A 22,677-nucleotide genomic window follows, 5' to 3' on the forward strand; every position below is an offset into this window, starting at 1 on the left:
CAGTGACCTGTATCTCGTTGGCAGTATTCCTCGCAAGTTGTGGCGGAGGTGGCAGCGGTTCAGCCTCGGGTAGCTCCGGGGACCGACGGGTGCGACTTGTCTACGCGACCAATGCGAACTCCAATACGGTCACAACTTTCTCGGTCAACGCCAGCACAGGCGCGCTGACGACCGTGGGAAGCCCTGTGGCCACAGGCAATAAGCCGCAGTCCATCGTGGTACATGCGTCTGGTAGCTTGGCCAGCATTGCCAATACGGTGGATGGTAGTGTGACGAACTACAGCATTCAATCGAGCAACGGTGCGTTGACAGCGGTTGGCACGGCTCTGAAAACTGGGGCTGGCGGAGGGGCCAGCGGCGCCTACCAAGTGTTGCAGTCACAGTTGGGTTATGTCTACGTGAGCAATAGTGGCGAGGCAACAGTCAACAAGTACGAGTCTGTGGGTGGAAACTTGGTGTCGGGGACATCGGTAGCCGCAGGGACCAATCCGCGCGCCTTGGCGTCTGGGGAGGCAGGTAGTGCGGTCTATGTGGCAAACAACACAACCCCCGGAAGTCTGAGGTCCTACACCGCCAACAACCTTGGCAACCTCACAGCAGCCAGTACTTACACCGTGGGCAATAACCCCAGCGCAGTGTTGGTTTACGGCAGCTTTGTCTATGTGGCCAACAGCGCCAGTGGGGCCAGCAGCATTTCTGGGTTTTCTGGCGGTGCCAGCACGCTGGCTTCCACGGTGGGCAGCCCTTACAGCGCCGGAGGGCTAAATCAACCCAGTGGCTTGGCCCGCTACAAGAGCTTCTTGTATGCGGCCAATTACGGCACCAATACTGTGTCGGGCTACACCATCAATGCCAATGGCTCGCTGACCGCGTTGACAGGAAGTCCGTTTGTTTTACCCAATGCGAGTGCTCGGCCTTTGTCCATTTACGCGCCCGCGACGGGCGAAAGCTTGTTGTATGTGGGAAGCGAAGTAAGCAATGACGTGACAGCTTTTACTGTCAACGCCAATACCGGTGCACTGACCGTGGTCGGTAGCTATGCCACGGGCGGTGCCTCGGTGTCCGCGATAGCCAGCACCTTTTAGCGCCGGGCGTTACTCTGTCTGATCTGCTAGGTGACTACTGGGTAATAGCCACCAGCACACTGCAGGGCGCGTGGGCAATGAGGGTTTTGGACACAGAGCTCTTCCACCATCTAGCGGCCCAACCGTCTAAGTGTTTGTGGCCCACCACTATCAAATCGGCCTTGATCTTCTTGGCGTATTCGGTGATTTCTTCGACCGTGTCACCGTGCAGCAGAGTGCCGCTGGCTTGGTGGCCGGCGGTTTTAAGGCGGCCTAGGCCTTCGTCCAAGACCTCTTGCATGGCCTGTTTTTCGCGCTCCATCATGCCGCTGTCGTAGACCCCCGCTTCGGTGGCGACTAGGCCAATATGCAAAGGGAGCACGGCGACTAGCGCCAACTCTGCGTGTGACCACTGGGCTAGGTCTTGGCAATCAAGTAGTGCTTTTTGACCGCTGGGTGAGCCGTCGTAAGCCAACAAAATTCGCTTGTACATAAGAAGCCTCCTGAAAAGTGGGAGAGTGCAGATGGGCAAGCTAAGCATAGGCCGTGCCGCACTGGCGTGCAAGTGTGGTCAGACCCTAATGGATGCTTGACTGAGTGGTGCCTAGTCTCGGTAGACTCGCCGCATGTTTGATGCAACGGATGAGTTCAAAGTATGTCTATACACCGTGTTTCGCTAACGCGCGCCGCCCACGTTGCGGTGTGTCTTTTGGCCCTGGGGAGCGGCATGGGGGCCATGGCGCAGGCCCCCGCTCCGCGGGTGGCACCTGCAGGCGGCATATGGTCTGCGGGGGCAGGGTTTGAGTTTGCGCTCAAAGACAAAAAGGCGCTGAAAACCCGCCGCTCGGTCAGTGGCCTAGCCTGCAACTTGAACGCCAAGGGCGAGCGTGTGTGTCTCATGGCCTTTGACGAAGGCGTGCAAGCGCGCTATGCCGTGGCGCGTGACGGGCAACTGCTGCCGGATCCACAGCCGGTGGAATTAGCCCGTGGTGATGGTGAGTTGGACGCCGAAGGCGCAGCCAGCGATGGCCGCTATCTGTATGTCACGGGTTCGCACTCGGCCAAGCGGTCGGATTGCGCCAGCAATCCCGATAGCCGGCATGTGGTGCGCATGGCGCTAGATCCCCAGACGGGTAAGGCGCAAGCGGGCCCGGTGGCGGACACCGGTCGCCTCTGGTCGGTGATGCAGTCGGTGCCGGGCTTGAGTGCTTACGTGGGCGATGGGAAATGCTTGGGCTCCGAGCCTGGGCAGCAGGGCATCAACATCGAAGGCTTGGCCGTGCGTGACGGGCGTTTGTACTTTGGCTTCAGAGCCCCGGTTCTGCAGGGCACCGCCATGGTGCTTTCGGTGGACGCCGAGGCACTGTTTGGTGCGGGTGACCCCAAGCCAGTGTTGGCGCGGGTAGCCTTGGGGGCGAACCGCGGCATACGCGACATGGTGGCCGTGAAAGACGGCTTTTTGCTATTGGCAGGCCCTGACGATGGCAAAGCCAACCAAGGTGTGGCGTGGACCATTCACGGGTGGGACGGCAAAGCCAGCGCCCAAGGCGCGCGCACCAAGCACCTGGCCACGCTGGACCTCCGTGGCGTTGCGTTGCGCAGCTGTGATGCCGAGCTCAAGCCCGAAGCCTTGGCCGTGCTGCAAGAGACTGCCAGCACTTACCAGGTGCTGGTGCTGTCAGACGGCATGTGCGATGGCGGTCCGTTGGCGTTCACACTGGCCCGGTAATGCACCACAGGCGTGTGCCGCGCACCACGCAGTGGTTTAAGCAGTCAGACGCCGCATCAGCCACTCCAGCGGCCCCAGCCTGAACCGCTGGGCCCAAACCCAAGCGAATGCAATGGCCAGCGCACAGTACACGCCCGCCGCCCAAGCCACTTGGTGCAAGCTTTGGCCGCGCAGCCAGCCCATGGCTTCCAGGGTGCCCATGCCCAACACGATGTGCGCGATGTACAGGGTCAGCGTCATACGGCCTGCGGGCAAGACCACGCGGACCACCGCCGACTTCCCCCAGCGCTGGCCCAGCACCAGACATAGACCAATGACGCAGCTAGCCACCCCCGCCCCGGCGAGCGTGTACAAAGGCATGGGTGGCAAGGGGGCGATCCCCAGCCACTGCGCGTGCTGGGGCCACCAAGCGATGGCTTGTGCTGACACAGCGTGGGCACATGCAGCCAGGGCTGCGCCGCCTACCACCATGGCCCATTGCACCCGCGCTGTATGCAAAGCGGTGCGCGCCAAGAACAGTCCCCACAGCAAAAATGCAAGCCAGGGAACTACGGGGTGCCACCCGTTGAACAGCAGGTGTCGAAAAAAGCCGCCCAGCGTCCAGAAATCCACATAGTCCAGGGTCGCCCAATTCCATCCCAAGTTGTAGTCCCAGACCATCGCCAGCACAGGGAAGCCCAGTGTGACGGCTGCCGCCACCGCCAACAAGGCGCGATGGCTCAGTGGCAACAAGGCAATGCCGCACACAAAGTAAACGGCGTAGTAGTGGATGATGTCGGCAGGGAATATGAGCGAGTTGAGCAAGCCGACGAGCAACAAAAAAGCGCTGCGCCGCAAGGTTTGGTGCACGGCGGCCCCGTAGTCCAGTTGTCGCACACCCAAGGCCAAGCCAATGCCGGCCAACACCACAAACGTAGCGGCGCTGCGGCCTTGCACGGCGTTGAACAGCGCCAGTAAACCACTCGGCTGGCCAGTGTCTACCCCCATCGCCAAGCGGAAGTTGACCATCACCATGCCGACCAAAGCAAGGCAGCGGGCCAGGTCCAAGCCCACGATGCGTGCAGTGTGTGCTGTCCCCATGGCTTCGCTCATTGGGTCAGCAGCTTGCGCAACAGGGTCGCAAGGTCTTCATTGGCGCGCTTGAGGGCCGCTGTTTTTGGGGCAAACAAGGCTGCCCGCAGTGCATGGCCTTCTATGGCGTCCAGCATGAGCGCGGCCGTCGCACTGGGAGGTAGCGTGGCATCTAATGCGCCCACGTCCATGCCGCGCGTCAGCGTGCGGCTGAGCACGGTGACCAAAACGGCGTGGTTCTTCGCAAATAGCGCTGCAAGGGCCGGGTTGCGTGCCGCTTCTGCAATGACCTCGCTGGTCAGCATGACGTTGTCGGGCTGCATGCAAATGGCTGCGTATCGCTTGGCAAAGCGCAGCAAGCCCTCCAGCGGTTCGGCGTGCTCAAGTGCCTCCAACAACGGATGCAGTTCTTGCATTTCTAGCGCCGCTATTTCTGCAATCAGGGCGTCTTTGTCGGCGAAGTGGTTGTACACATTGCCCACACTCACGCCAGCTTGGGTGGCGATGTCACGCATGCTGGCTTGGTGAAAGCCCTTCTCTACAAAGCAGTGCAGGGCGGCCAGCACAATGGTCTCTCGGCGCTGCGCGGTGCTGCGCTCGCGGCGCATGGGTTGTGGGTCTTGGTTCATACGGTGCAGTGTAATGTATGAATGAACGACCGTTCATTTTCAATTCGCGAATCATGTAAAGGTGGATGCGCATGGGTGGATATAGCGTCTATCCCAGTTTGCCAATAAGGCAGCTTTTGAATCGCTGCAAAATGGTGCCCACGTCGCACTGCATAAGGGTTCACCATGGGCACAGTTTTATCGACCAACACCGAGCAGCTTGCCCGCATGCGGGCCCTGCCCAAGGCAGAGGTGCATGCGCACTTGGAAGGGTGCTTTGAGCCCCATGTCTTGGCGCAGTGGGCCCAAGAGGCGGGCATTGCCCTGCCACGCCCGCAGGAGCGCTTGTTTGAGTTTGCGGGCCTTGCAGACTTTTTGCACTTTCTGGATTGGGCCTGTGGCCTCGCCAATACGCGCGACCGCTTGGCCCAGCTGAGCTACGGCTACGCCAAGCGCTTGGCTGACAGCGGTGCGGGGTACGCCGATGTAATTTTTAACCCCACGCATTGGGATGCATGGCATGGCCGCCTGCCTGCCATGGTGGATGCTTTGGATGCAGGCTTCAAAGCCGCAGAACACGACGGACTGCCGCCTGTGGGCCTGTGTGTCAGTGTGCTGCGCACCCAAACGGGTGACGCCGCTGCCGAACTCGTGGACCAGCTGATCGCCATGCGCCACCCGCGCGTCGTCGCCTTGTCGGTGGATGGCAACGAAGCCACGGCGGGGCGCACCGGGCCACGGTTTGCCGATGCGTTTGCCAAAGCGGGTGCCGCGGGTCTGCGGCGCACAGTGCACGCGGGCGAATCCAGCGGCCCCGAAGGCGTGTGGGATGCCATACATCTCTTGGGGGCTGACCGCATTGACCATGGTGTGCGGGCTATTGAAGACCCTGCGCTTGTGGCGCTACTGGTAGAGCGGCAGATACCGCTGGGCGTATGCCCCACGTCGAACTTGGTATTGCGGGTGTACCCCTCTTTGCAAGACCACCCGGTCGACCGCTTGCGCCTGGCCGGCGTGCCGGTGTCACTGAATACCGATGACCCGGTGCTGCTGGGCGCGAGTTTGGAAGGCGAGTACGCCCAGTGCCAGGCGGCTTATGGCTGGAACGACGATGTGCTGCGCGCGGTGGCGCAAACGTCGGTGGATGCTAGCTTTGCCAACCCCGATATCAAACGCGGGCTGCGGGACAAGCTGGCACGCTGGTAAAGCACTGGCGATGGGCTCGTTTCTTAGGGGCAATTGCAAGCCTCGTCTATAGTCGCCGCAATCCGCAGTTTGGCCAGCGCGGGCTTTCAGGCTTCGACCCACACGTTGCCCTTGTGCAGCCCTTGGCCCCTGTTTTGCAGCACTATTTTGGAATGCCCCCATGGAAATTAAAGTCAATTTTCTCGACAAGCTGCGTTTGGAAGCCAAGTTCGATGATTTCACGGTGGTGGCCGACCAGCCTATCCGCTACAAGGGCGATGGCTCAGCCCCTGGCCCGTTCGATTACTTTCTGGCCTCGTCAGCCTTGTGCGCGGCTTACTTCGTGAAGTTGTACTGCTCCACGCGCAACATTCCGACCGACAACATTCGGCTGTCGCAGAACAATATGGTCGATCCAGAAAACCGCTACCAGCAAATCTTCAAGATTCAGGTGGAGTTGCCAGCGGATATTTCTGCCAAAGACCGGCAAGGCATTTTGCGCTCCATTGACCGTTGCACGGTGAAGAAAGTGGTGCAAGCCGGGCCTGAGTTTGTGATTGAAGAGGTCGAAAACTTGGATGCCGATGCGCAGGCCTTGCTGACCCTCAATCCGTCGTCTGAAGCTAGCACTTTTATCGCGGGCAAGGACCTGCCGCTGGAGCAAACCATTGCCAATATGTCGGGGGTGTTGGCGGCCCTGGGCATCAAGATTGAAATCGCCTCGTGGCGTAACCTGGTCCCCAACGTGTGGTCGCTGCATATCCGCGACGCGCACTCGCCCATGTGCTTTACCAACGGCAAGGGCTCGACCAAGGAAAGCGCCTTGGCGTCGGCCTTGGGCGAATACATAGAGCGCCTGAACAACAACCACTTTTACGCTGGTGCGTATTGGGGCGAAGACATCGCCAACGCGGCCTTTGTGCATTACCCCAATGAGCGCTGGTTCAAGCCCGGCAAGAAAGACGCGCTGCCCAAAGAAATCTTGGATGACTACTGCAGAAAGATCTACAACCCCGATGGCGAACTGCGCGGCTCGCACCTGATCGACACCAACTCAGGCAATAGTGAGCGTGGCATTTGTTCGCTGCCCTATGTGCGGCAGTCGGACGGCGCACAGGTGTATTTCCCGTCTAACCTGATCGAAAACCTGTTTGTGAGTAATGGCATGAGCGCCGGTAATACGCTGGCCGAGGCCCAGGTGCAATGCCTGTCCGAGATTTTCGAGCGGGCAGTCAAGCGCGAAATTCTGGAGGGCGAAATCGCACTGCCCGATGTGCCGCCCGAAGTGCTGGCGAAGTACCCCGGCATCGTGGCCGGCATTCAAGGCCTGGAAGAGCAAGGCTTTCCGGTGCTGGTGAAAGACGCGTCGCTGGGTGGGGTGTACCCGGTGATGTGCGTCACCTTGATGAACCCGCGCACGGGCGGTGTGTTTGCCTCGTTTGGTGCGCACCCCAGCCTAGAGGTGGCGCTGGAACGTAGCCTGACGGAACTGCTGCAAGGCCGCAGCTTTGAAGGCCTCAACGATTTACCTCGGCCCACTTTCACCAGCGAGGCTGTGACGGAGCCCAACAACTTTGTGGAGCACTTCATTGATTCCAGCGGGGTGGTGTCGTGGCGTTTTTTCAGTGCCAAGGCGGACTACGATTTTGTGGAGTGGGATTTTTCTGGGCAGGGTGAAAACTCCAACGCCGAGGAAGCCGCTAGCTTGTTCGGCATTCTCACAAGCATGGGCAAAGAAGCCTATATGGCGGTGTATGACCAGCTAGGCGCTACCGCCTGCCGCATTCTGGTGCCGGGCTATTCGGAGGTGTACCCGGTCGATGATTTGATTTGGGACAACACCAACAAAGCCCTGCTGTTCCGCGCCGATGTTTTGAATGTGCACAGTCTGGACGACAAGCGCCTGAAAGCGCTGCTGGATCGTCTGGAGAACAACGAGCTGGACGACTACTCCGACATCGCCACTTTGATCGGCATTGAATTTGACGAGAACACGGTGTGGGGCCAGTTGACCGTGCTGGAGTTGAAGCTGCTGATCCACCTCGCCTTGCAGCAGTTCGAGGAGGCACACGAGTTGGTGGGCGCCTTCTTGCAGTACAACGACAACACGGTCGAGCGCGGGCTGTTTTACCAAGCCTTGAACGTGGTGCTGGAGGTGCACTTGGATGAAGATTTAGCGCTCGACGATTACATCGCCAACTTCCGGCGGATGTTTGGTTCCCCCCGGATGGATGCAGTGTTGGGCGCATTGGACGGCAGCGTGCGCTTCTTCGGCTTGACGCCAACGGGCATGCAGCTGGAGACCTTAGAGCGGCACCAGCGCCTGATCGACAGCTACAAGAAATTGCACACGGCGCGGGCCCGCGCGGCGGCGGCATCCGGCACCTAGCGGTCTGGGCGCCTACCCAGGAACGCTTTATTTGCGCCGCGGCAAGTCCACGGTCTCCCCGATTTTGACCACAAAGAAATCGGTGTCCGTGAGTTGCTTGTCGGCCTTGGCGCTGGCAAGGTCGATAGGGGGCTGGTCCAGGGGTTCGTCAGTCAGCGCAAATGTGCCCCAGTGGATGCCCATGCTGCGCTTGGCACCCAGGTCCAGGTGGGCTTGCACCGCCTCGGCGGGATTCATGTGTTGCTCGCGCATGAACCAACGTGGCTCATAGGCACCTACTGGGATCAGGGCGACATCGAACCCGCCCCCTTGCTCTGCGCCGTGGCGCTGCGCGAAGCGCAAACGCGTGTCCAGCATGTCCTTGCTATAGCCAGCGTCGCCGCCAAAGTACCAATGCAAGTCCTCAGCGAACACAGACCAACCGCCCCACAGCGTGGCGCTGCGGTCCCCTAGGCCGCGCGCCGACCAGTGTTGCACCGGAGTAAGGTAAAAGTCCACCCCGCGCACGGTGTGTTTTTGCCACCAGTCCAACTCCACCACACTGGAGATGCCCACGCTTTCGAACCATGTTTTTTGCCCCAGCGGCACCAAGAATGTAGTCATACGGTTTTGCGCCTGGGCCTTGGCAAACAGGGCGGCCACACTGCTGCGGTCTAAATGGTCGTAATGGTTGTGCGAAATGACCACCACGTCGATGGGCGGCAGGTCGTCCAGCGCCACGCCGGGTGGCACCACCCGCTTTGGCCCAAAGAGTTGTACCGGCGAGGCGCGCTCGCTGAAGATGGGGTCGGTCAATACATTGAGTCCCCCGGCCTGCACCAACACACTGGCGTGGCCAATCCACGTAATCGCGGGTGTGGAGGCAGAGCGGCCGGCTTGGCTGTCGCCCGCGCTTTGCTGGTAGCTGTGAATGCGGGGCAAATCTGGCCTTTGTGTCGGCGTAGGCACCTTGGCGGCCAGTGGAAACCCGCCCCGCCACGCCTCCCATTGCCACTTCAACAACTCACTGAACGGTTTATCCATGGCCCCGATGTAGTTGTTCTTAAACCCATCGGGGGTGTGGTGCGCCTTGGCGGGGTCGAAATGGGGATTGGCCTGCGCGGCCATACACAGAGCACTGGCGAGCAGCAGCGCTATACCGTGGTGCATAGGGGGGAAGAGCGAGGGCATATGAGGTTTCCTTAGCTGGGTGCGAGCATAGGAGAGGGCTGCGAACTCAGTGCTGGCTTGCGGCAAAAGCCCCAGAGCTATACGGGGGATCCGCCCGGCGCGAGTGAATCGTGGCATACGCAAGTGTGTGAAAACGATGCTGTTTGCAGTTGACCATAAACTGCCCTGCATTCTTCTCCCGGGCTTTCGCTTACGACTCACATGGACTACTTATTCTTTGGCACCGACCACACCGTGACACTGACGCAACCGTTGCGCAAGAACTGCACTTGCCAGTACTGTGGGACTTCGTTTATGGCGGAGGGGGAGGTGCAGGCGGTGGGCACCAGCATCGGTGTGTTTGGGCTGTGGCAGGAGGCCGCAAAGCGGCGTGGGCACAGCAAAGCGCTGCGCCAGTTGGAACGCAAGGTGGCTCACGCATGGCCCTTGGCGCCTTGCCCACGTTGCGGGCGCTACCAAGCGGCGATGCTGCAGCAGTTTCGCAAGACCCTGCATCACGACGTCTTTTGGTTTGCCTGGTTTGTGGTGTTCTTCATCCTTGCAATGGACCTCGCGCTGTCTCTGAGCGCAGGCCTCTTCTGGTTCTTGGAACTGTTGACGCTGGGCGTTTTGCTTGCGATTTGGCGAGACCGCAACCGGCAGTGCAAGCTACTGACTGCGGGCACTTTGCCCGGTAAGCGTGGGTGAATAAGGTGTGCGTCACTGGGCAATCTATCAGTTTCCGTTGCAACTGCTGCTAGCAAGCACGTGCAGGGCGTGCAGATATGATGCTGCGCCACGCCACCTTCATTGCTTTATTTTTCCCTGCCCCTATGCCCGCTACCGAACTGTTCACCACCTCCGCCGGTAAGGTTGGAGAAAAAGAGCTTTTGATTCCCTCGGGCAAAGAGGGCGAGTATTTTCCCCATGTGCAAGACTGGATCACGCGCAAGCTCAAGGCCAAGCGCACGGTGAAAGACGTGAGTCAGCAGGTGCTGGTCAAAGGCATCAAGCAGTGGGCCGTTTTTGAAGAAAAGTCCGGCGGCAAGGTGGTGCGCACCGTGTTCAAAATCACTTAAAGCGAGTCCCACCACAACGCGACTCTGCAAGCCTCATCTCCCGTTCAAGCCATGTCTAGCCAATCACCCCTGGCGCTGAGCTCCGCCACGCCGCAGGACTGGCCGTGCCTCGAGCGCATGATGCAGTTCTACAACTACGACCGCAGTGAGTGGTGCCCTGTGGAGTTTGCCGAAACGGGGCAGTATGCTTTGCGGCCTAAGGCGCCCTACTGGGCAACGCCGAGCGTCAAGCCCTATGTGGCGCGTGTGGGCGGCAAGTTGGCGGGATTCGCGGTCATGGACCAAGAGTGCGTGCATGCGGACTCCCATTGCAATCTTGGCTATTTCTTTTTGGCCCGCCACTACCGTGGCCAAGGTCGGGCGCAATCCATGTTTACCCAGTTGCTGGCCCAACATCCGGGACGCTGGGAGATTTACAACATGGTGAACAACGCGCCCGCCGCAAAATTCTGGCCCAAGGCGATTGCGCAGGCGGGCTATCAAGTTGAGACGTCTGAACGCTTAGAGCTGGATGGTTTGGTTTGCCAACTGTACCGTTTCACGGTCTTGGCACATCCCTCAGTCTTGCACCAGAGCTAGGTGTTGGGCGCCTACCAAAGCCACCACGCCCACCGCACTCATGGCCAGCAGCAGCCACAGGCCATGGGTATAGCCCACTTGCGGATTCCACAACACACCCAATAGCAAGGGCGCGCTGGCGCGGGCCAGCGCCAAGGGCAGGCCCAAGGCCCCGTTGAGCGTGGCCGCATGCTCTTTGCTGACGTACTGCGCAATGGCGGTGCCGCGCACGATGGTGAGCATGCCGTTGCCCATGCCGTACAGCACCACAAAACCCAGTACCACCCAGGCAGACGCTGGTCCTGCCAGCGGCGCAAGCAACAAGGCCACCAAGCCCATGGGGATGAGCAAGGGAATCACACGATTGGCCAAGTGCAAGTCAAAACGGTGTTCAAAAAAGTACAAAAGCAAACGCCCCAGCACCTGAATCACGCCAATGCTGGCGGGCAGCACTACCACCCAAGTCTCTTTTACACCGTACTCGCGCAGCAGGCTGATCATGTGGGCAGGCAGCGCCACACTCACCGACAGCAGCGCCATGACAAACAGGCCGATGAGCAAAAACGGGGGGCTGCGCATCAGCGACCGAACGTTGACTGGCTTAGCTCCAGCCAGTTTGGCAATGCGTGGCATGCGTGGGGGCGCGCCTCGCAACATCCAGGCATGCAGCGGTGCGCAGAGCAACAGCTGCCAAGCCGCAAGGCTTGCGATGGCCATACGCCAACCCCATGCCGCAATGAGCCACGAGGTGAAGGGTATGAACACGGTGCTTGCCAAGCCACCCAAAAAGGTCATGGTAATGATGGCGCGGCGGTAGTCTTGGGGAAAGCGCCGTGTCACCACCGCAAACGCGGGCGAGTACAGCACCCCGGCCATGGCGGCGCCCAGGCCTAGCCACACTGCATAAAAGCCCCACAGGGTGGCTACCAAACCATGCAATAGCAGGCAGGCCCCCGCGAGGAGCGAGCCACCCGTCATGACAAGGCGTTCGTGGCCTCGGTCAATCCAGCGGCCCACGGGGTAGGCCAGCAGGCCCTCGGCCAAGATCGCCAAGCTAAAGCCTAGGGATGCTTGGGCGCGGCTCAGGCCCAGCGCCTCCTCCACCGGCCCCATGACCAAGGCAAAGGCATAAAAGGTGGTGCCCCAGCTCACCAGTTGCGCGAGTGATAGCCAGCCCACGAAACGGGCGTTGTGGGTGGTGGGGTCTTGGCTCACGATTCTTTGGATAAAAATGGCCTGCAGTGCGCACACATATTGCGCAGGCAGCTATCAAGTATATAGCGTGAGGCGCACGCTACTCGGGCGCCCCGCTAAGGTTCAAGGCTCGTAGGCGGCCAAGCGTTTGCGTTCCATCTCAGTAAACAGGGTTTGCTGCAATTCGGCCACGGCGGCCTGGCGTTCGCTGGCTGTGGCATTGCTTAGGCGGCCTAGCAGTTGGGCGCGTGTGCCCAGGTAGTTTTCTATGCGGGTCTTCCACTGGGCTTCTTCGCGCTCGAGGTCGGCAAAGCGGTCTGCCGCAGCCGTGTCAAAGGCTTGGGCGCGCAGGCGGTACACCGCATCGTCGCCGCCGCCACTGGCCCGCAGGGAGGCCACCGATTCTTCCAATCGAATGACCGCACGGGGTGCCTCGCGATCCTCGCGCAGTTGCTGGGGCAATGCGGCATCTAAGGCTGCCAACTGACTGCGCTTTTGGGCAGGTGTCAGCGCCGGGTTGTTGTGGATGTCTAGCCGGGCCAGTGCGTCCGCGTCGTAGGCGTCTTCTAGACCAAACATGGCCTGCACTTCGCTCGCGCTGAAGTACTGCGCGCGCAGCGCTTGCATGGCTTCAAAACGCTGGCGCAAGGTGTTTGGGCCAGCAGGGATCTTTGAGAGCTGTTGCTCCAAGGGGAGAAGCTCGCGTTTGTAGGTGAGGTAGCGCCCCAGAAGTTGTTTGGCGGCTCGGGCCTGCGTGGGGCTGAGGCTTTGCTCGAGCATGTTGTGCAGCGTGAGCGTGATGGCCTCCACACTCTGCTCGCCCACGGTGCTGAGGTAGTAGTCAAACAAGCGCTTGAGAGCCCCTAGGTCCAAGGGGGCGTCGCTGGGCGCACCGCTGGCCGTAGGCGCTGTGGGCAGCCCGTCAGGCACCGTGCCTTCGAGTGAGCGAGCGGCTGGTGGCACTGCGCTGGTGGTGCCGGGCGTGAGCACCGCGTTCCAGCTCACCGCGTTCACTTGGGCGCGTGGCCACAGCCACCAGACCGCGCCCAGCGCCAAGGCCAGCAAAAAGCCCGTCAGGATGCGGGCTGGTGCGCGGCGCATGGCGACTCAGAGCCCTGCATTTTTCAGGCGGTTGGCCTGCTGGCGGAACAGCGTGACCGGGTTGGTCTCAAACAGATTGGTGAGGCCGATGGTTTGATTCACCTCGTCGAGGTGGTTGAACGCGTAGTCGTCACGAATCACCCGCCCCAAGCGGGACGAACAGCTGCTAACCAGGCCATCGTTTTTAGCACCCTTGAACGCCAAGGAGGTGAGGGCCAAGGCCGGGTCCACCACGTCCAGCACATTGCTATACGGTTGCGCGCCGCTCCACGAAAAGTAAGACACGCCGTTCACCACATACGCACCTTCGCCGCAGGCGCTCGTGGGCACGCCTTGGGGATGGGCCGCGTTGAACTTCAAAGTACCAGCCGTGCTGAGCGACTGCGCTGCTGCCAGGGCGTTTTGCGATAAGCCGCCACCGCCGCCGGACAGGAAATTGATGACGCTGCCCAAGCCATTGGTAACGGACACGATGACTGCGTTACTCAGCGAGCCCGCAGGTGCCACACCCAAGAGCACGTCGGCCACGGTAGAGCCCTTGTTCACGCCACCAATGGAGGTCACAGAAGCCACCAAATCAGGGCGCACGGAGGCCACGTAGCGTGTGGTGGGTCCGCCATGGCTGTGGCCCATGAGGTTGACCTTGGCCGCGCCCGTGGCCGCCAAAATTTGCTTCACTTGGCTCAGCAGTTGCTCGCCACGCACCTCGGTGCTGTTGGCGGCAGACACCTGCACCACAAACACCTTGGCGCCATCAGCGCGCAGTGCCGAGGGGATGCCGTAGAAGTACTCCACAGGGCCAATTTGGTCAAAGCCAAACAAGCCGTGCACCAGCACGATGGGGTACTTGGTTTGGGTGTATCCGGCCGCCCACGCAGCGGGCACGGAAAGCCAGGCCATGAGGCACGCAGCGCACCAGGCCATCACAGTTTTCTTCATGTTGTCTCCTCGGGACCTCTAAAGGGTCGGTGGTTGAAAGGAATGCGATTGAGAGAACGTGCAAAACGGGTGACCGCGTCGGTAGGGCGCTGTCGCCGGGGGACTGGCCCCCAAGCTGCTTGTGTCAGCGGGAGTGAGTCTTCAAATAGCACGGTCGTGCTATTTGGCGCAGTATGCGGCGCAGGAGAAGGTTTGTCATTGTGGAAAACCCGTCCGCTCGGCTGGGCACAGACACTGGAAAATATCTCGGGCACTCTGGTATTGATAGCGCGCTGCGCATATGGAATGTGCGCTAGCGGCCAGTTGGGTCCTGATTTGGGGCGTGGTGGGGCGCAAAGGCCATGGCGAAGACCGTTTGAGTCTGTTCCGCAGCCGACGCCATGCCCTTGCTCAGGTCGATGAAGTGGCGCAGCTGCCAGTCTTGGGTTTTTTGCGCTTGGCGGCTAGGGCATGCGTCCCACGCCGGGTAGACGCGCAGGGCTCGCTTCCCGCCCACGCCCGCGCGCGCAAAAACACCTTGCGCTACCAGTACGGCTTTAGGAAAGACAAACAGCCCCCAGAGCGCACCCGCACGTGCGCTGACCACCACCACATCCACAGCATCGCTGGCGTCGAACGGAGCAATGGGCGTGTGGGCGGCGGGCGCTTGTGGGTTGACGGCGCTGCGCTTCCACAAGGTCACAAACTGCCCCCCTTTAGTAGGCGTAATTTTGGCGAAACGAAAACGAACGGACCGCGCGTTGATTTGCAGGTGGTGTGCGGCGTACTCTGCACTCTCGGGTTCGGGCGCAGCGCCATGGCTTACTGCGCCCAGCGTGTGAGCAAGGAAATTCAGCGTGGCATGGAGTTCTGGATGCATGGGGTGTACAAATGGGAGGGCTGAGCGTACAGTGCCTTCCCCGGTCAGCGCTCGGGTTGGTCGGTCACAGTGTGATTCACCCATAAGGAGTTCGCGATGACAAAGATGTTGGTAGTTGCGCTCGCGGTGTTGGCCGCGTTTAGCGCGTATGCACAGAAGATCACGGTCGTCACGGAGGAGTATCCACCGTACAACTTCCAAGACGCCAACAAAAAAATCACCGGTATTTCTACCGATGTAGTCGAAGAAGTTCTCAAGCGGGCCAAGCTCGACTATCAGCTGGGCATGTACCCTTGGGCCCGCGCCTACCAAATGGCCCAAGACGGGCCTAACGTGCTGATCTACTCCATTGGACGCAGTGAAAAGCGCGAAACCCTCTTCAAATGGGTAGACGTGATTGCGCCCTATGACGTGTACCTCTACCGCCTGAAGAGCCGCACCAACGTCACTGCCAGCGACATCGCCAGTGCTAAAAGCTTCAAGATTGGTGCTGTGCGTGAAGATGTGCGTGCTCAGTTCTTGGAGAAAGAAGGCATCAAAGCCGATTTGGTGACGGACGACAGCACCAACGCCAAAAAGCTGGCGGCAGAGCGTATTGACCTCTTTCCCATCGACGAGCTCGGCATGGTCGCTCTGTACAAACGCGAGGGCCTAGACCCCAGCACCGTGGTCAAAGCGGTGAAGCTTGAGGCCCTGTCCGCAGGGCTTTACATGGCGTTTAGCAAGCAAACCCCTGACGATGTCGTCAACAAAGCCAAAGCCGCTTTGGCCGATATGAAGAAAGACGGCACCTTGGACAAGATCAAAGCCAAGTATCTGAAATAGCCTGATGCAGAGGCGCCGGGCATGCTTTGCCAAGCGCCTCTGTGTGGCTAGGCGTGCTTGCGCAGCACCAGCATGCCAAACAAGGTAGCGGTGATGTACATGCTGACCGAATAAATTGCGGCTGGTAAGGCCAGCTGGAAGTTGGCCAGCACCGAGAGCGCCACAAATATCGCCAGCGTAGAGTTGTGAATACCAATCTCAAAGCACACCGCAGTGGCCAAAGGCTTGCTAAGCCCAGCGCCGCGCGATAGGTAATAACCCATCAGCAAGCTGGCCAAGTTAAAGGCCACCACCACGGGCCCCAAACTCGCAAAAGAGGTGGTCAACGCGGCCCATTCTTTGGCGATGGCAATGATTGAGAACGTGGCCAGCACCACGGCACTGAACACTTTCATCGGGCCCTGCATGCGCTCGCTAAAGCCCGCGTACCTGGCACGAACCACCATACCCAAGGCCACCGGCACCAAGACGACGGCCACCACTTCAAACACTTTGCCAAACTGCAGTGGCACCACTTGGCCGGTTTGCACAAAGGTCGCGATCGCCCAGTTGGTGATAAAGGGCAGACTCACAATGGAGAGCACCGTGTTGATGGCCGTGAGCGAGATGTTCATCGCCACATTGCCGCCAAACAAGTGGCTGAACAGATTGGCCGACACGCCCCCCGGTGAGGCCGCTAACAGCATCAGGCCCACGGCATAGACGGGCTCCACCTTCAACAGCACGATCAAGCCGTAGGCCACGGCGGGCAGCACCAGCATCTGCAGTGCCAAGGCCAAGATCACCGGTTTGGGTTGCTCGCGTAATCGGCCAAAGTCTTGCAGGCTCAGGGACATGCCCAAGCCCAGCATGACCAAGGCCAGCGCGACCAACAACAGCGTGGGAAGTAAGGCGATAAAGCTCATGCCGCGGCGCCCAGTCGTGCACCCGAGGCTTGCGCACCCAAGCGGCGCAGGATCTCAGTGTGCAAGTCTTGCCGCAGCCCCATGGCAAAGGCGGCCTCAGCGGTCAAGAACAAAGGGCCCACCATCAAACCCACCAAGTCATCCACAAAGGCGGGCTTTTTGCCCTCGAAGTAATGGCCCACAAACTGAATGACCCAGCCCAGAACAAACAGGCCCACACCACCGAGCCACCAGGTGACGCTGCCTTGGCTTGCCAGCCATTGGCCACAGGCGAAAAACACCGCCAATTGCACCGCCATGGCCAAGCCAAATCGCAGGTCTAGCAGCAGGTAAAAAATGCCAAACCAGGCCACCAGCAGCGCACTAGCGGGCACCCCCAACACGACCAGCTGCGGGTGCGAGAGTAGGGTTGCTACCGCTACCACGATGAGGGGAATACCCACAAAATGCGTAGCGACGTTGCGCTTGTCTTGGTGGTAGGCGGCATACTGGGTCAGGTGCTCGGTCAGGGTTCTCATAGCGGTCTCCTAGTTTTAGATAGGCGCCATGTTCCGCCCGATGCCGCCTTGACGTCTGTCAAGTTCCCGACACAAGTGGATGCACTGGTACATACCCCTATCCTTATGACTGACCTGTCTCGCTATGTCCCCGTGCTGCAAACGGGCCGCTGGTTTGCCCACCTGCCCCCCGACTTTGAGCAAGCGCTCTTGGGCATGGCCCGGATACGCCACCTGCAAACGGGTGAAGTCTTGTTCTTGCGTGACGGGCCTCCATGTGGCCTCTACGCCTTGGTGCGTGGCGCTATTCGCGTGTCCGGCCAGGGTGGTGCGCGCCACGAGGGGCGCGAAGCCCTGCTCGTCATGCTGGAGCCCCCCAGCTGGTTTGGTGAAATATCGGTGTTTGACGGCTCCGCGCGCACCCACGATGCCCATGCGGCAGAAAGCAGCACCGTGTTGCAAGTGCCCCATGAGGACCTATTGCTCTGGCTGGCCGCACACCCCAGCCATTGGCAAGACTTGGCGATTTTGATGGCCGACAAGTTGCGCTTGGCCTTCGCCACCATGGAAGAGCAAACCGTGCTGCCCGCTCCTTTGCGTTTGGCGCGCCGCTTGGTCATGATGGCGCAGGGCTACGGGCAAGCCAACGAAGCCGCTGGCTCCCGGCGCAGTTTGTCCGTGACGCAAGAGCAGCTGGCGCTCATGATCGGCGTCTCGCGCCAAACCACCAATGCCATCTTGAACGACCTCAAAGACCGCAAGCTCGTGGCTGTGCACCGAGGGTCATTGGAGATCCTCGACTTACACGGATTGCGCGCCCTGTATCTCTAGCTGCGCTTTGTAGTTGCGCACAAGAAAAAGCCCATGCAACTTGCGCGGCACGGGCTTCTTAGCGGGGCACATGCAGTGCCCGCTAGGTCTTGGCGACAGTGATTACTTAGCGACCACGCGCACCATCTCCAAACACTTGTTGGAGTAGCCCCATTCGTTGTCGTACCAGCTCACCAGCTTGACGAAGGTGCCGTCCAAAGCGATGGAAGCGTCTGCATCAAAAATGGAAGTGCGGGTGTCGCCACGGAAGTCGGTAGCCACCACTTTGTCGGTGGTAAAGCCCAGCACGCCCTTCAGTGCGCCTTCGCTTTGTGCCTTGATCTCAGCGCAAATTTCTTCCATGGTGGCAGCGGTGTTGAGTTCGCAAGTCAAATCCACCACCGACACGTCGCTGGTGGGCACGCGGAACGCCATACCGGTGAGCTTCTTGTTCAGGTCAGGAATCACCACGCCCACGGCCTTGGCAGCGCCAGTGCTGGAAGGAATGATGTTTTCCAAAATACCGCGTCCGCCGCGCCAGTCTTTGTTGGACGGGCCGTCCACGGTTTTTTGGGTCGCAGTGGCCGCGTGCACGGTAGTCATCAAACCGCGCTTGATACCAAACTTGTCGTGGATCACCTTGGCCAAGGGAGCCAAGCAGTTGGTGGTGCACGATGCGTTGGACACAATGGCTTGGCCAGCGTAGGTTTCGTGGTTCACGCCGTAGACGAACATGGGGGTGTCGTCCTTGGAGGGGGCCGACAAGATCACCTTCTTAGCGCCAGCATCCAAATGCTTTTGCGCGGTGACCTTGTCCAAGAACAAGCCGGTGGACTCGATGACCACATCCGCGCCCACTTCGTTCCATTTCAGGTTCGCTGGGTCACGCTCTTGGGTCAGGCGAATCTTCTTGCCGTTGACCACCAAGGTATTGCCGTCTACCGACACTTCACCCTTGAAGCGGCCATGCACAGAGTCGTACTGCAACATGTAGGCGAGGTAGTGCGGCTCCAACAAGTCGTTGATGCCCACCACTTCGATGTCTTGGAAGTTCTGCAATGCCGAGCGCAGCACATTGCGGCCAATGCGGCCAAAACCATTGATGCCAATTTTGATTGTCATTTGCTTCTCTCTCAATTAAAAAACGTCGAACAAGAACCAGAAAACCGAACTTAGGCCTTGCGGCTGAGCACCGTCTGTACGGTGTCGGCCACATTGGTGTCTGTGAAACCAAAGTGCTTGAACAGCACGGGCGCGGGGGCTGACTCACCGTAGGTGTCAATGCCCACCACCGCGGCCACGCCGTACTTCCACCAGCCTTCCGACACACCCATCTCGACCGCCACGCGGGGAATACCTGCGGGTAACACGCTGGCTTTGTATGCAGTGCTTTGTGTGTCAAATGTGGTGTTGGAGGGCATGGATACAACGCGGGCAGCTATGTTTCTGCTAGCAAGTACCTTTTGCGCGGCCAAGGCCAATTGCACTTCTGAGCCGGTGGCGATCAGCACCGCTTGGGCTTTCTTCTTGATGCCCACGTCGGCGGGTTCAGACAACACATACGCCCCCTTGCTGATGGCGTCCAGGCCGCTGGCGTCAGGCGCAGCAGCGGAGTCGCACTTGGCGGCGTAGCTGATGTTTTGGCGGGACAAGAGCAAGGCGGTGGGCTTGGTCTTGTTTTGCAAGGCCACAGTCCAAGCCACTGCTGTTTCTGCGGTGTCAGCGGGGCGCCACACGTCCAAGTTAGGAATCAAGCGCAGCGACGCGGCATGCTCAATCGATTGGTGGGTGGGGCCGTCTTCGCCCAGACCGATGGAGTCGTGGGTGAACACATGGATCACGCGTTGCTTCATCAGCGCAGCCATGCGAATGGCATTGCGGCTGTAGTCGCTGAAGGTCAAGAAAGTGCCGCCGTAAGGAATGAAGCCGCCATGCAGCGCCACGCCGTTCATGATGGCCGCCATGCCGAACTCGCGCACGCCGTAGTTGATATGGCGTCCGCCATTGCCCACGCCATTCATGTCAAAGCGCAGGTTGGGCGTGCTCTTGGTGTTGGTGAGGTTAGAACCTGTCAAATCGGCAGAGCCACCCAAGAGTTCAGGCAAGGCGGCAGTGAAGGCTTCCAATGCCAATTGCGATGCCTTGCGGCTGGCCACGGTCTCGGCCTTTTCGTGCGCGTTGATGACGGTGTCCACCGCGGTTTGCACAAAGTTCTTGGGCAAGTCGCCCTTGATACGGCGCAACAGTTCCTTGGCCAAGTCAGGGTGCGCTGCTTTGTAGGCCGCAAACTTCTCGTTCCAAGCTTTTTCTGCGGCTGCGCCTTTTTCTTTGGCGTGCCAGTCAGCAGCCACTTCCTTAGGAATCACGAAAGGTGGGTGATTCCAGCCAATGGATTCGCGGGTGAGCTTGATTTCTTCTGCGCCCAAAGGTTCGCCATGCGCCTTGGAGGTGTTGCCACGGTTGGGGCTGCCCTTGCCAATGTGGGTTTTGCAGATGATGAGGGTAGGGCGGTCGCTGGACTTCTTCGCGTCGGCAATAGCGGCAGACACAGTGGCGGCGTTGTGGCCGTCCACGGGGCCAATCACGTTCCAGCCGTAGGCCACAAAGCGTTGTGCGGTGTTGTCGATGAACCAAGGGGCCACTTGGCCGTCAATGGAAATGCCGTTGTCGTCGTACAGCGCAATCAGCTTGCCCAGTTTCCATGCGCCAGCCAGGGCGGCGGCTTCGTGGCTGATGCCTTCCATCAAGCAACCGTCGCCCAAGAAGGAGTAGGTGTGGTGGTCCACCACGGTGTGGCCTTCGCGGTTGAACTCTTGCGCCAGCAGCTTTTCAGCCAATGCCATACCCACGGCATTGGTGATACCTTGGCCCAAGGGGCCGGTGGTGGTTTCCACACCGGGGGTGATGCCTACTTCGGGGTGGCCAGCGGTTTTGCTGTGCAGCTGGCGGAAGTTCTTCAGCTCAGAAATCGGCAGCTTGTAGCCCGTCAGGTGCAGCACCGAGTAGATCAGCATGGAGGCGTGCCCGTTGGACAGCACAAAGCGGTCGCGGTTCATCCAATGGGGGTTGGAGGGGTTGTGTTGCAGGTGGTCACCCCACAAGGCCACAGCCATGTCTGCCATGCCCATAGGCGCACCGGGGTGGCCGGAATTGGCTTGTTGCACTGCGTCCATTGCCAGTGCGCGAATTGCGTTGGCCATTTGTTGGGTGTTGGGGCTGGTAGCCATGGGTGGCGACTCTTTCGGTAAGGTTGAAACTGAGGGAAACCGCTTATTTTACGGGTGCGGCTAAAGCAGGGCTTACAAACGCGGTACGTGGCATCTGGCGCAGCACTTTACGCGCGGGCAATGCCGCAGCGCAGCGCACAACTATGCCGCCTTGGGTATGCTGCCCAGATCCAATTTTCTAAGCCGCGCCTTTGCCCGCGCGTCCATTGCCATGAGCCTTTTGTTTTCGCCCCTGACCTTGCCCTCGCCACGTGGCGGCTTGACCTTGCCCAACCGCATTGTGATTGCGCCTATGTGCCAGTATTCGGCCGACGTTGGCGCTGCCACCGACTGGCATTTGATGCACTGGGGCAACTTGCTCAATGGTGGGGCCGCCATGCTCACCCTTGAGGCCACGGCGGTGTTGCCTGAGGGGCGCATTTCCACCCACTGCTTGGGCTTGTGGGACACGCGCACCGAAGCCGCCTTGGCCAGCACCTTGGCGCGCGCTCGCAAGCTGGCACCGCACACGGCCGTGTGTATTCAGTTGGCCCACGCAGGGCGTAAAGCGTCCAGCGCCATTCCTTGGCAAGGCGCGCAGTTGCTCAATGCGGCCCAAGGTGGTTGGGAAACCTTTGCCCCCAGCGCCATTGCGCACTTGCCCACTGAAGCGGCGCCCACGGAGATGACGCTAGCGCATATGACCACCGTCACCCAAGCGTTTGTGACGGCAGCGCAGCGGGCTGATGCCATGGGCATCGATGCCATCGAACTGCATAGCGCGCATGGCTACCTCCTGCACGAATTTTTGTCGCCTTTGGCCAACCAGCGCACAGACGCGTATGGCGGCAGCTTGGAGAACCGCATGCGCTATCCCTTGGAGCTGTTTGCCGCTGTGCGCAAGGCCTACCAAGGCGTGCTAGGCCTGCGCCTCTCGGCTACCGATTGGGTAGACGGCGGCTGGGACCTGGCCCAAAGCACGGTGTTTGCCGAGCGCTTGCAAGCCGCGGGCTGCGACTTCATCCATGTATCCACCGGGGGCGTGTCTCCCCAACAAAAGATTGCCTTGGGCGCTGGCTACCAAGTGCCCTTTGCGCGCGGCATCCGCCAAGCCAGCGGCATGGCCACGACTGCCGTGGGCTTGATTACAGACCCGCACCACGCCGAAGCCATTTTGCAAAATGGAGACGCCGACCTCATTGGCGTGGCCCGTGCCTTTTTGTACCAACCCCGCTGGGGCTGGCAAGCGGCTGCGGCTTTGGGCGGCGAGGTACAAGCCAACCCGGTGTACTGGCGCTGCCTGCCGCGCGAGGCGCAGACTGCGTTTGGCAAAGTGGCCGTGGGTAGTCGCTAAGCAGCCCTTGGCGCGATTGCGCATCGCCAGAGCCTAGGAGTTTCCCTAGGCGATGGAATCGCTGTCGCTTTCTGCCTAATGCACGTCGCATGGTGCCTGCTGAGGTACCCCGCCAAGCCCTACCGTTCGTTCTAAGGTGCGACAACTCCGTGTCG

Annotated in this window: 22 protein-coding genes; 10 read left to right on the forward strand and 12 right to left on the reverse strand. The window is 60.1% G+C overall.

Going from position 1 to position 22,677, the window contains the following annotated elements; genetic code table 11:
* Nucleotides 1–89: 89 nt before the first annotated feature.
* Nucleotides 90–1,085 (forward strand): lactonase family protein, encoded by a 996-nt coding sequence (locus tag EXZ61_RS01540; protein ID WP_168224666.1) that lies wholly within the window; start codon nucleotides 90–92, stop codon nucleotides 1,083–1,085.
* A gap of 34 nt (nucleotides 1,086–1,119) precedes the next feature.
* Here the strand turns inward: EXZ61_RS01540 and EXZ61_RS01545 are convergent, their stop codons facing one another.
* The gene (locus EXZ61_RS01545) at nucleotides 1,120–1,557 is read right to left on the reverse strand and encodes a universal stress protein (protein ID WP_142808412.1); all 438 of its coding nucleotides are present in this window, start codon (nucleotides 1,555–1,557) and stop codon (nucleotides 1,120–1,122) included.
* A gap of 162 nt (nucleotides 1,558–1,719) precedes the next feature.
* Between EXZ61_RS01545 and EXZ61_RS01550 the strand changes: the two genes are divergently transcribed.
* The gene (locus EXZ61_RS01550; protein ID WP_142808413.1) at nucleotides 1,720–2,793 is read left to right on the forward strand and encodes a DUF3616 domain-containing protein; all 1,074 of its coding nucleotides are present in this window, start codon (nucleotides 1,720–1,722) and stop codon (nucleotides 2,791–2,793) included.
* A gap of 36 nt (nucleotides 2,794–2,829) precedes the next feature.
* Here the strand turns inward: EXZ61_RS01550 and EXZ61_RS01555 are convergent, their stop codons facing one another.
* Together EXZ61_RS01555 and EXZ61_RS01560 are read right to left on the reverse strand one after the other, a co-directional pair.
* The gene (locus tag EXZ61_RS01555) at nucleotides 2,830–3,873 is read right to left on the reverse strand and encodes a DUF418 domain-containing protein (protein ID WP_142808414.1); all 1,044 of its coding nucleotides are present in this window, start codon (nucleotides 3,871–3,873) and stop codon (nucleotides 2,830–2,832) included.
* An 8-nt stretch (nucleotides 3,874–3,881) separates the two neighbouring features.
* Entirely contained in the window at nucleotides 3,882–4,493 is a 612-nt protein-coding gene (locus tag EXZ61_RS01560; protein ID WP_201799105.1) for a TetR/AcrR family transcriptional regulator, read from the reverse strand.
* A 165-nt stretch (nucleotides 4,494–4,658) separates the two neighbouring features.
* On the opposite strand from EXZ61_RS01560, the gene add reads away from it, so the two are divergent.
* Both add and EXZ61_RS01570 read left to right on the forward strand, forming a co-directional pair.
* Nucleotides 4,659–5,678 carry an adenosine deaminase gene (gene add, locus EXZ61_RS01565; RefSeq protein ID WP_142808415.1) on the forward strand — a complete coding sequence of 340 codons (1,020 nt, stop codon included), beginning with the start codon at nucleotides 4,659–4,661 and terminating at the stop codon, nucleotides 5,676–5,678.
* A gap of 160 nt (nucleotides 5,679–5,838) precedes the next feature.
* Complete coding sequence (locus tag EXZ61_RS01570; RefSeq protein WP_142808416.1) at nucleotides 5,839–8,046, forward strand: OsmC domain/YcaO domain-containing protein; 2,208 nt, start codon at nucleotides 5,839–5,841, stop codon at nucleotides 8,044–8,046.
* Between the two features lie 27 nt (nucleotides 8,047–8,073).
* Here EXZ61_RS01570 and EXZ61_RS01575 read toward each other — a convergent pair whose 3' ends face one another.
* On the reverse strand, nucleotides 8,074–9,216 hold the full coding sequence (locus EXZ61_RS01575) for an MBL fold metallo-hydrolase (protein ID WP_237219053.1): 1,143 nt from the start codon (nucleotides 9,214–9,216) through the stop codon (nucleotides 8,074–8,076).
* A 201-nt stretch (nucleotides 9,217–9,417) separates the two neighbouring features.
* Between EXZ61_RS01575 and EXZ61_RS01580 the strand changes: the two genes are divergently transcribed.
* The 3 genes from EXZ61_RS01580 (at nucleotide 9,418) to EXZ61_RS01590 (ending at nucleotide 10,853) form a co-directional block, all read left to right on the forward strand.
* A complete protein-coding gene (locus tag EXZ61_RS01580; protein ID WP_142808417.1) occupies nucleotides 9,418–9,903 on the forward strand; it encodes a hypothetical protein in 486 nt (161 codons plus the stop codon).
* A gap of 77 nt (nucleotides 9,904–9,980) precedes the next feature.
* Nucleotides 9,981–10,274, forward strand: a complete 294-nt coding sequence (locus EXZ61_RS01585; RefSeq protein ID WP_237219054.1) for a hypothetical protein — start codon at nucleotides 9,981–9,983, stop codon at nucleotides 10,272–10,274.
* Between the two features lie 51 nt (nucleotides 10,275–10,325).
* A complete protein-coding gene (locus EXZ61_RS01590; protein ID WP_142808418.1) occupies nucleotides 10,326–10,853 on the forward strand; it encodes a GNAT family N-acetyltransferase in 528 nt (175 codons plus the stop codon).
* Here EXZ61_RS01590 and EXZ61_RS01595 read toward each other — a convergent pair.
* From EXZ61_RS01595 to EXZ61_RS01610, 4 genes are all read right to left on the reverse strand, one after another.
* Nucleotides 10,833–12,047, reverse strand: coding sequence for an MFS transporter (locus tag EXZ61_RS01595; RefSeq protein ID WP_237219055.1), 1,215 nt, complete (start codon nucleotides 12,045–12,047; stop codon nucleotides 10,833–10,835). The two genes, EXZ61_RS01590 and EXZ61_RS01595, sit on opposite strands and share 21 nt — an antisense overlap.
* Nucleotides 12,048–12,149: 102 nt before the next feature.
* Nucleotides 12,150–13,127 carry a lipase secretion chaperone gene (locus EXZ61_RS01600; RefSeq protein WP_142808419.1) on the reverse strand — a complete coding sequence of 326 codons (978 nt, stop codon included), beginning with the start codon at nucleotides 13,125–13,127 and terminating at the stop codon, nucleotides 12,150–12,152.
* Between the two features lie 6 nt (nucleotides 13,128–13,133).
* Nucleotides 13,134–14,066, reverse strand: coding sequence for a lipase family alpha/beta hydrolase (locus tag EXZ61_RS01605; RefSeq protein WP_142808420.1), 933 nt, complete (start codon nucleotides 14,064–14,066; stop codon nucleotides 13,134–13,136).
* 292 nt (nucleotides 14,067–14,358) lie between these two features.
* Nucleotides 14,359–14,925, reverse strand: a complete 567-nt coding sequence (locus EXZ61_RS01610) for a MepB family protein (protein ID WP_142808421.1) — start codon at nucleotides 14,923–14,925, stop codon at nucleotides 14,359–14,361.
* 96 nt (nucleotides 14,926–15,021) lie between these two features.
* Between EXZ61_RS01610 and EXZ61_RS01615 the strand changes: the two genes are divergently transcribed.
* On the forward strand, nucleotides 15,022–15,750 hold the full coding sequence (locus EXZ61_RS01615; protein WP_142808422.1) for a substrate-binding periplasmic protein: 729 nt from the start codon (nucleotides 15,022–15,024) through the stop codon (nucleotides 15,748–15,750).
* A gap of 47 nt (nucleotides 15,751–15,797) precedes the next feature.
* On the opposite strand, the gene EXZ61_RS01620 is transcribed toward EXZ61_RS01615, so the two are convergent.
* Together EXZ61_RS01620 and EXZ61_RS01625 are read right to left on the reverse strand one after the other, a co-directional pair.
* A complete protein-coding gene (locus EXZ61_RS01620) occupies nucleotides 15,798–16,655 on the reverse strand; it encodes a bile acid:sodium symporter family protein (protein ID WP_142808423.1) in 858 nt (285 codons plus the stop codon).
* Nucleotides 16,652–17,173 (reverse strand): Mpo1 family 2-hydroxy fatty acid dioxygenase, encoded by a 522-nt coding sequence (locus EXZ61_RS01625; protein WP_142808424.1) that lies wholly within the window; start codon nucleotides 17,171–17,173, stop codon nucleotides 16,652–16,654. Before EXZ61_RS01625 ends, EXZ61_RS01620 begins: the two co-directional genes overlap by 4 nt.
* A gap of 105 nt (nucleotides 17,174–17,278) precedes the next feature.
* On the opposite strand from EXZ61_RS01625, the gene EXZ61_RS01630 reads away from it, so the two are divergent.
* Nucleotides 17,279–17,983: a Crp/Fnr family transcriptional regulator gene (locus EXZ61_RS01630; RefSeq protein WP_142808425.1), complete on the forward strand. Its 705-nt coding sequence runs from the start codon at nucleotides 17,279–17,281 to the stop codon at nucleotides 17,981–17,983.
* A 102-nt stretch (nucleotides 17,984–18,085) separates the two neighbouring features.
* Here the strand turns inward: EXZ61_RS01630 and gap are convergent, their stop codons facing one another.
* Nucleotides 18,086–19,084 (reverse strand): type I glyceraldehyde-3-phosphate dehydrogenase, encoded by a 999-nt coding sequence (gene gap / locus EXZ61_RS01635; RefSeq protein ID WP_142808426.1) that lies wholly within the window; start codon nucleotides 19,082–19,084, stop codon nucleotides 18,086–18,088.
* 50 nt (nucleotides 19,085–19,134) lie between these two features.
* A complete protein-coding gene (gene tkt, locus EXZ61_RS01640) occupies nucleotides 19,135–21,189 on the reverse strand; it encodes a transketolase (RefSeq protein WP_142808427.1) in 2,055 nt (684 codons plus the stop codon).
* 211 nt (nucleotides 21,190–21,400) lie between these two features.
* On the opposite strand from tkt, the gene EXZ61_RS01645 reads away from it, so the two are divergent.
* Nucleotides 21,401–22,522, forward strand: a complete 1,122-nt coding sequence (locus EXZ61_RS01645) for an NADH:flavin oxidoreductase/NADH oxidase (RefSeq protein ID WP_142814055.1) — start codon at nucleotides 21,401–21,403, stop codon at nucleotides 22,520–22,522.
* The last annotated feature ends 155 nt before the right edge of the window (nucleotides 22,523–22,677 follow it).

Source organism: Rhodoferax aquaticus (genome assembly GCF_006974105.1).
GTDB classification, from domain to species: Bacteria; Pseudomonadota; Gammaproteobacteria; order Burkholderiales; family Burkholderiaceae_C; genus Allorhodoferax; species Allorhodoferax aquaticus_A.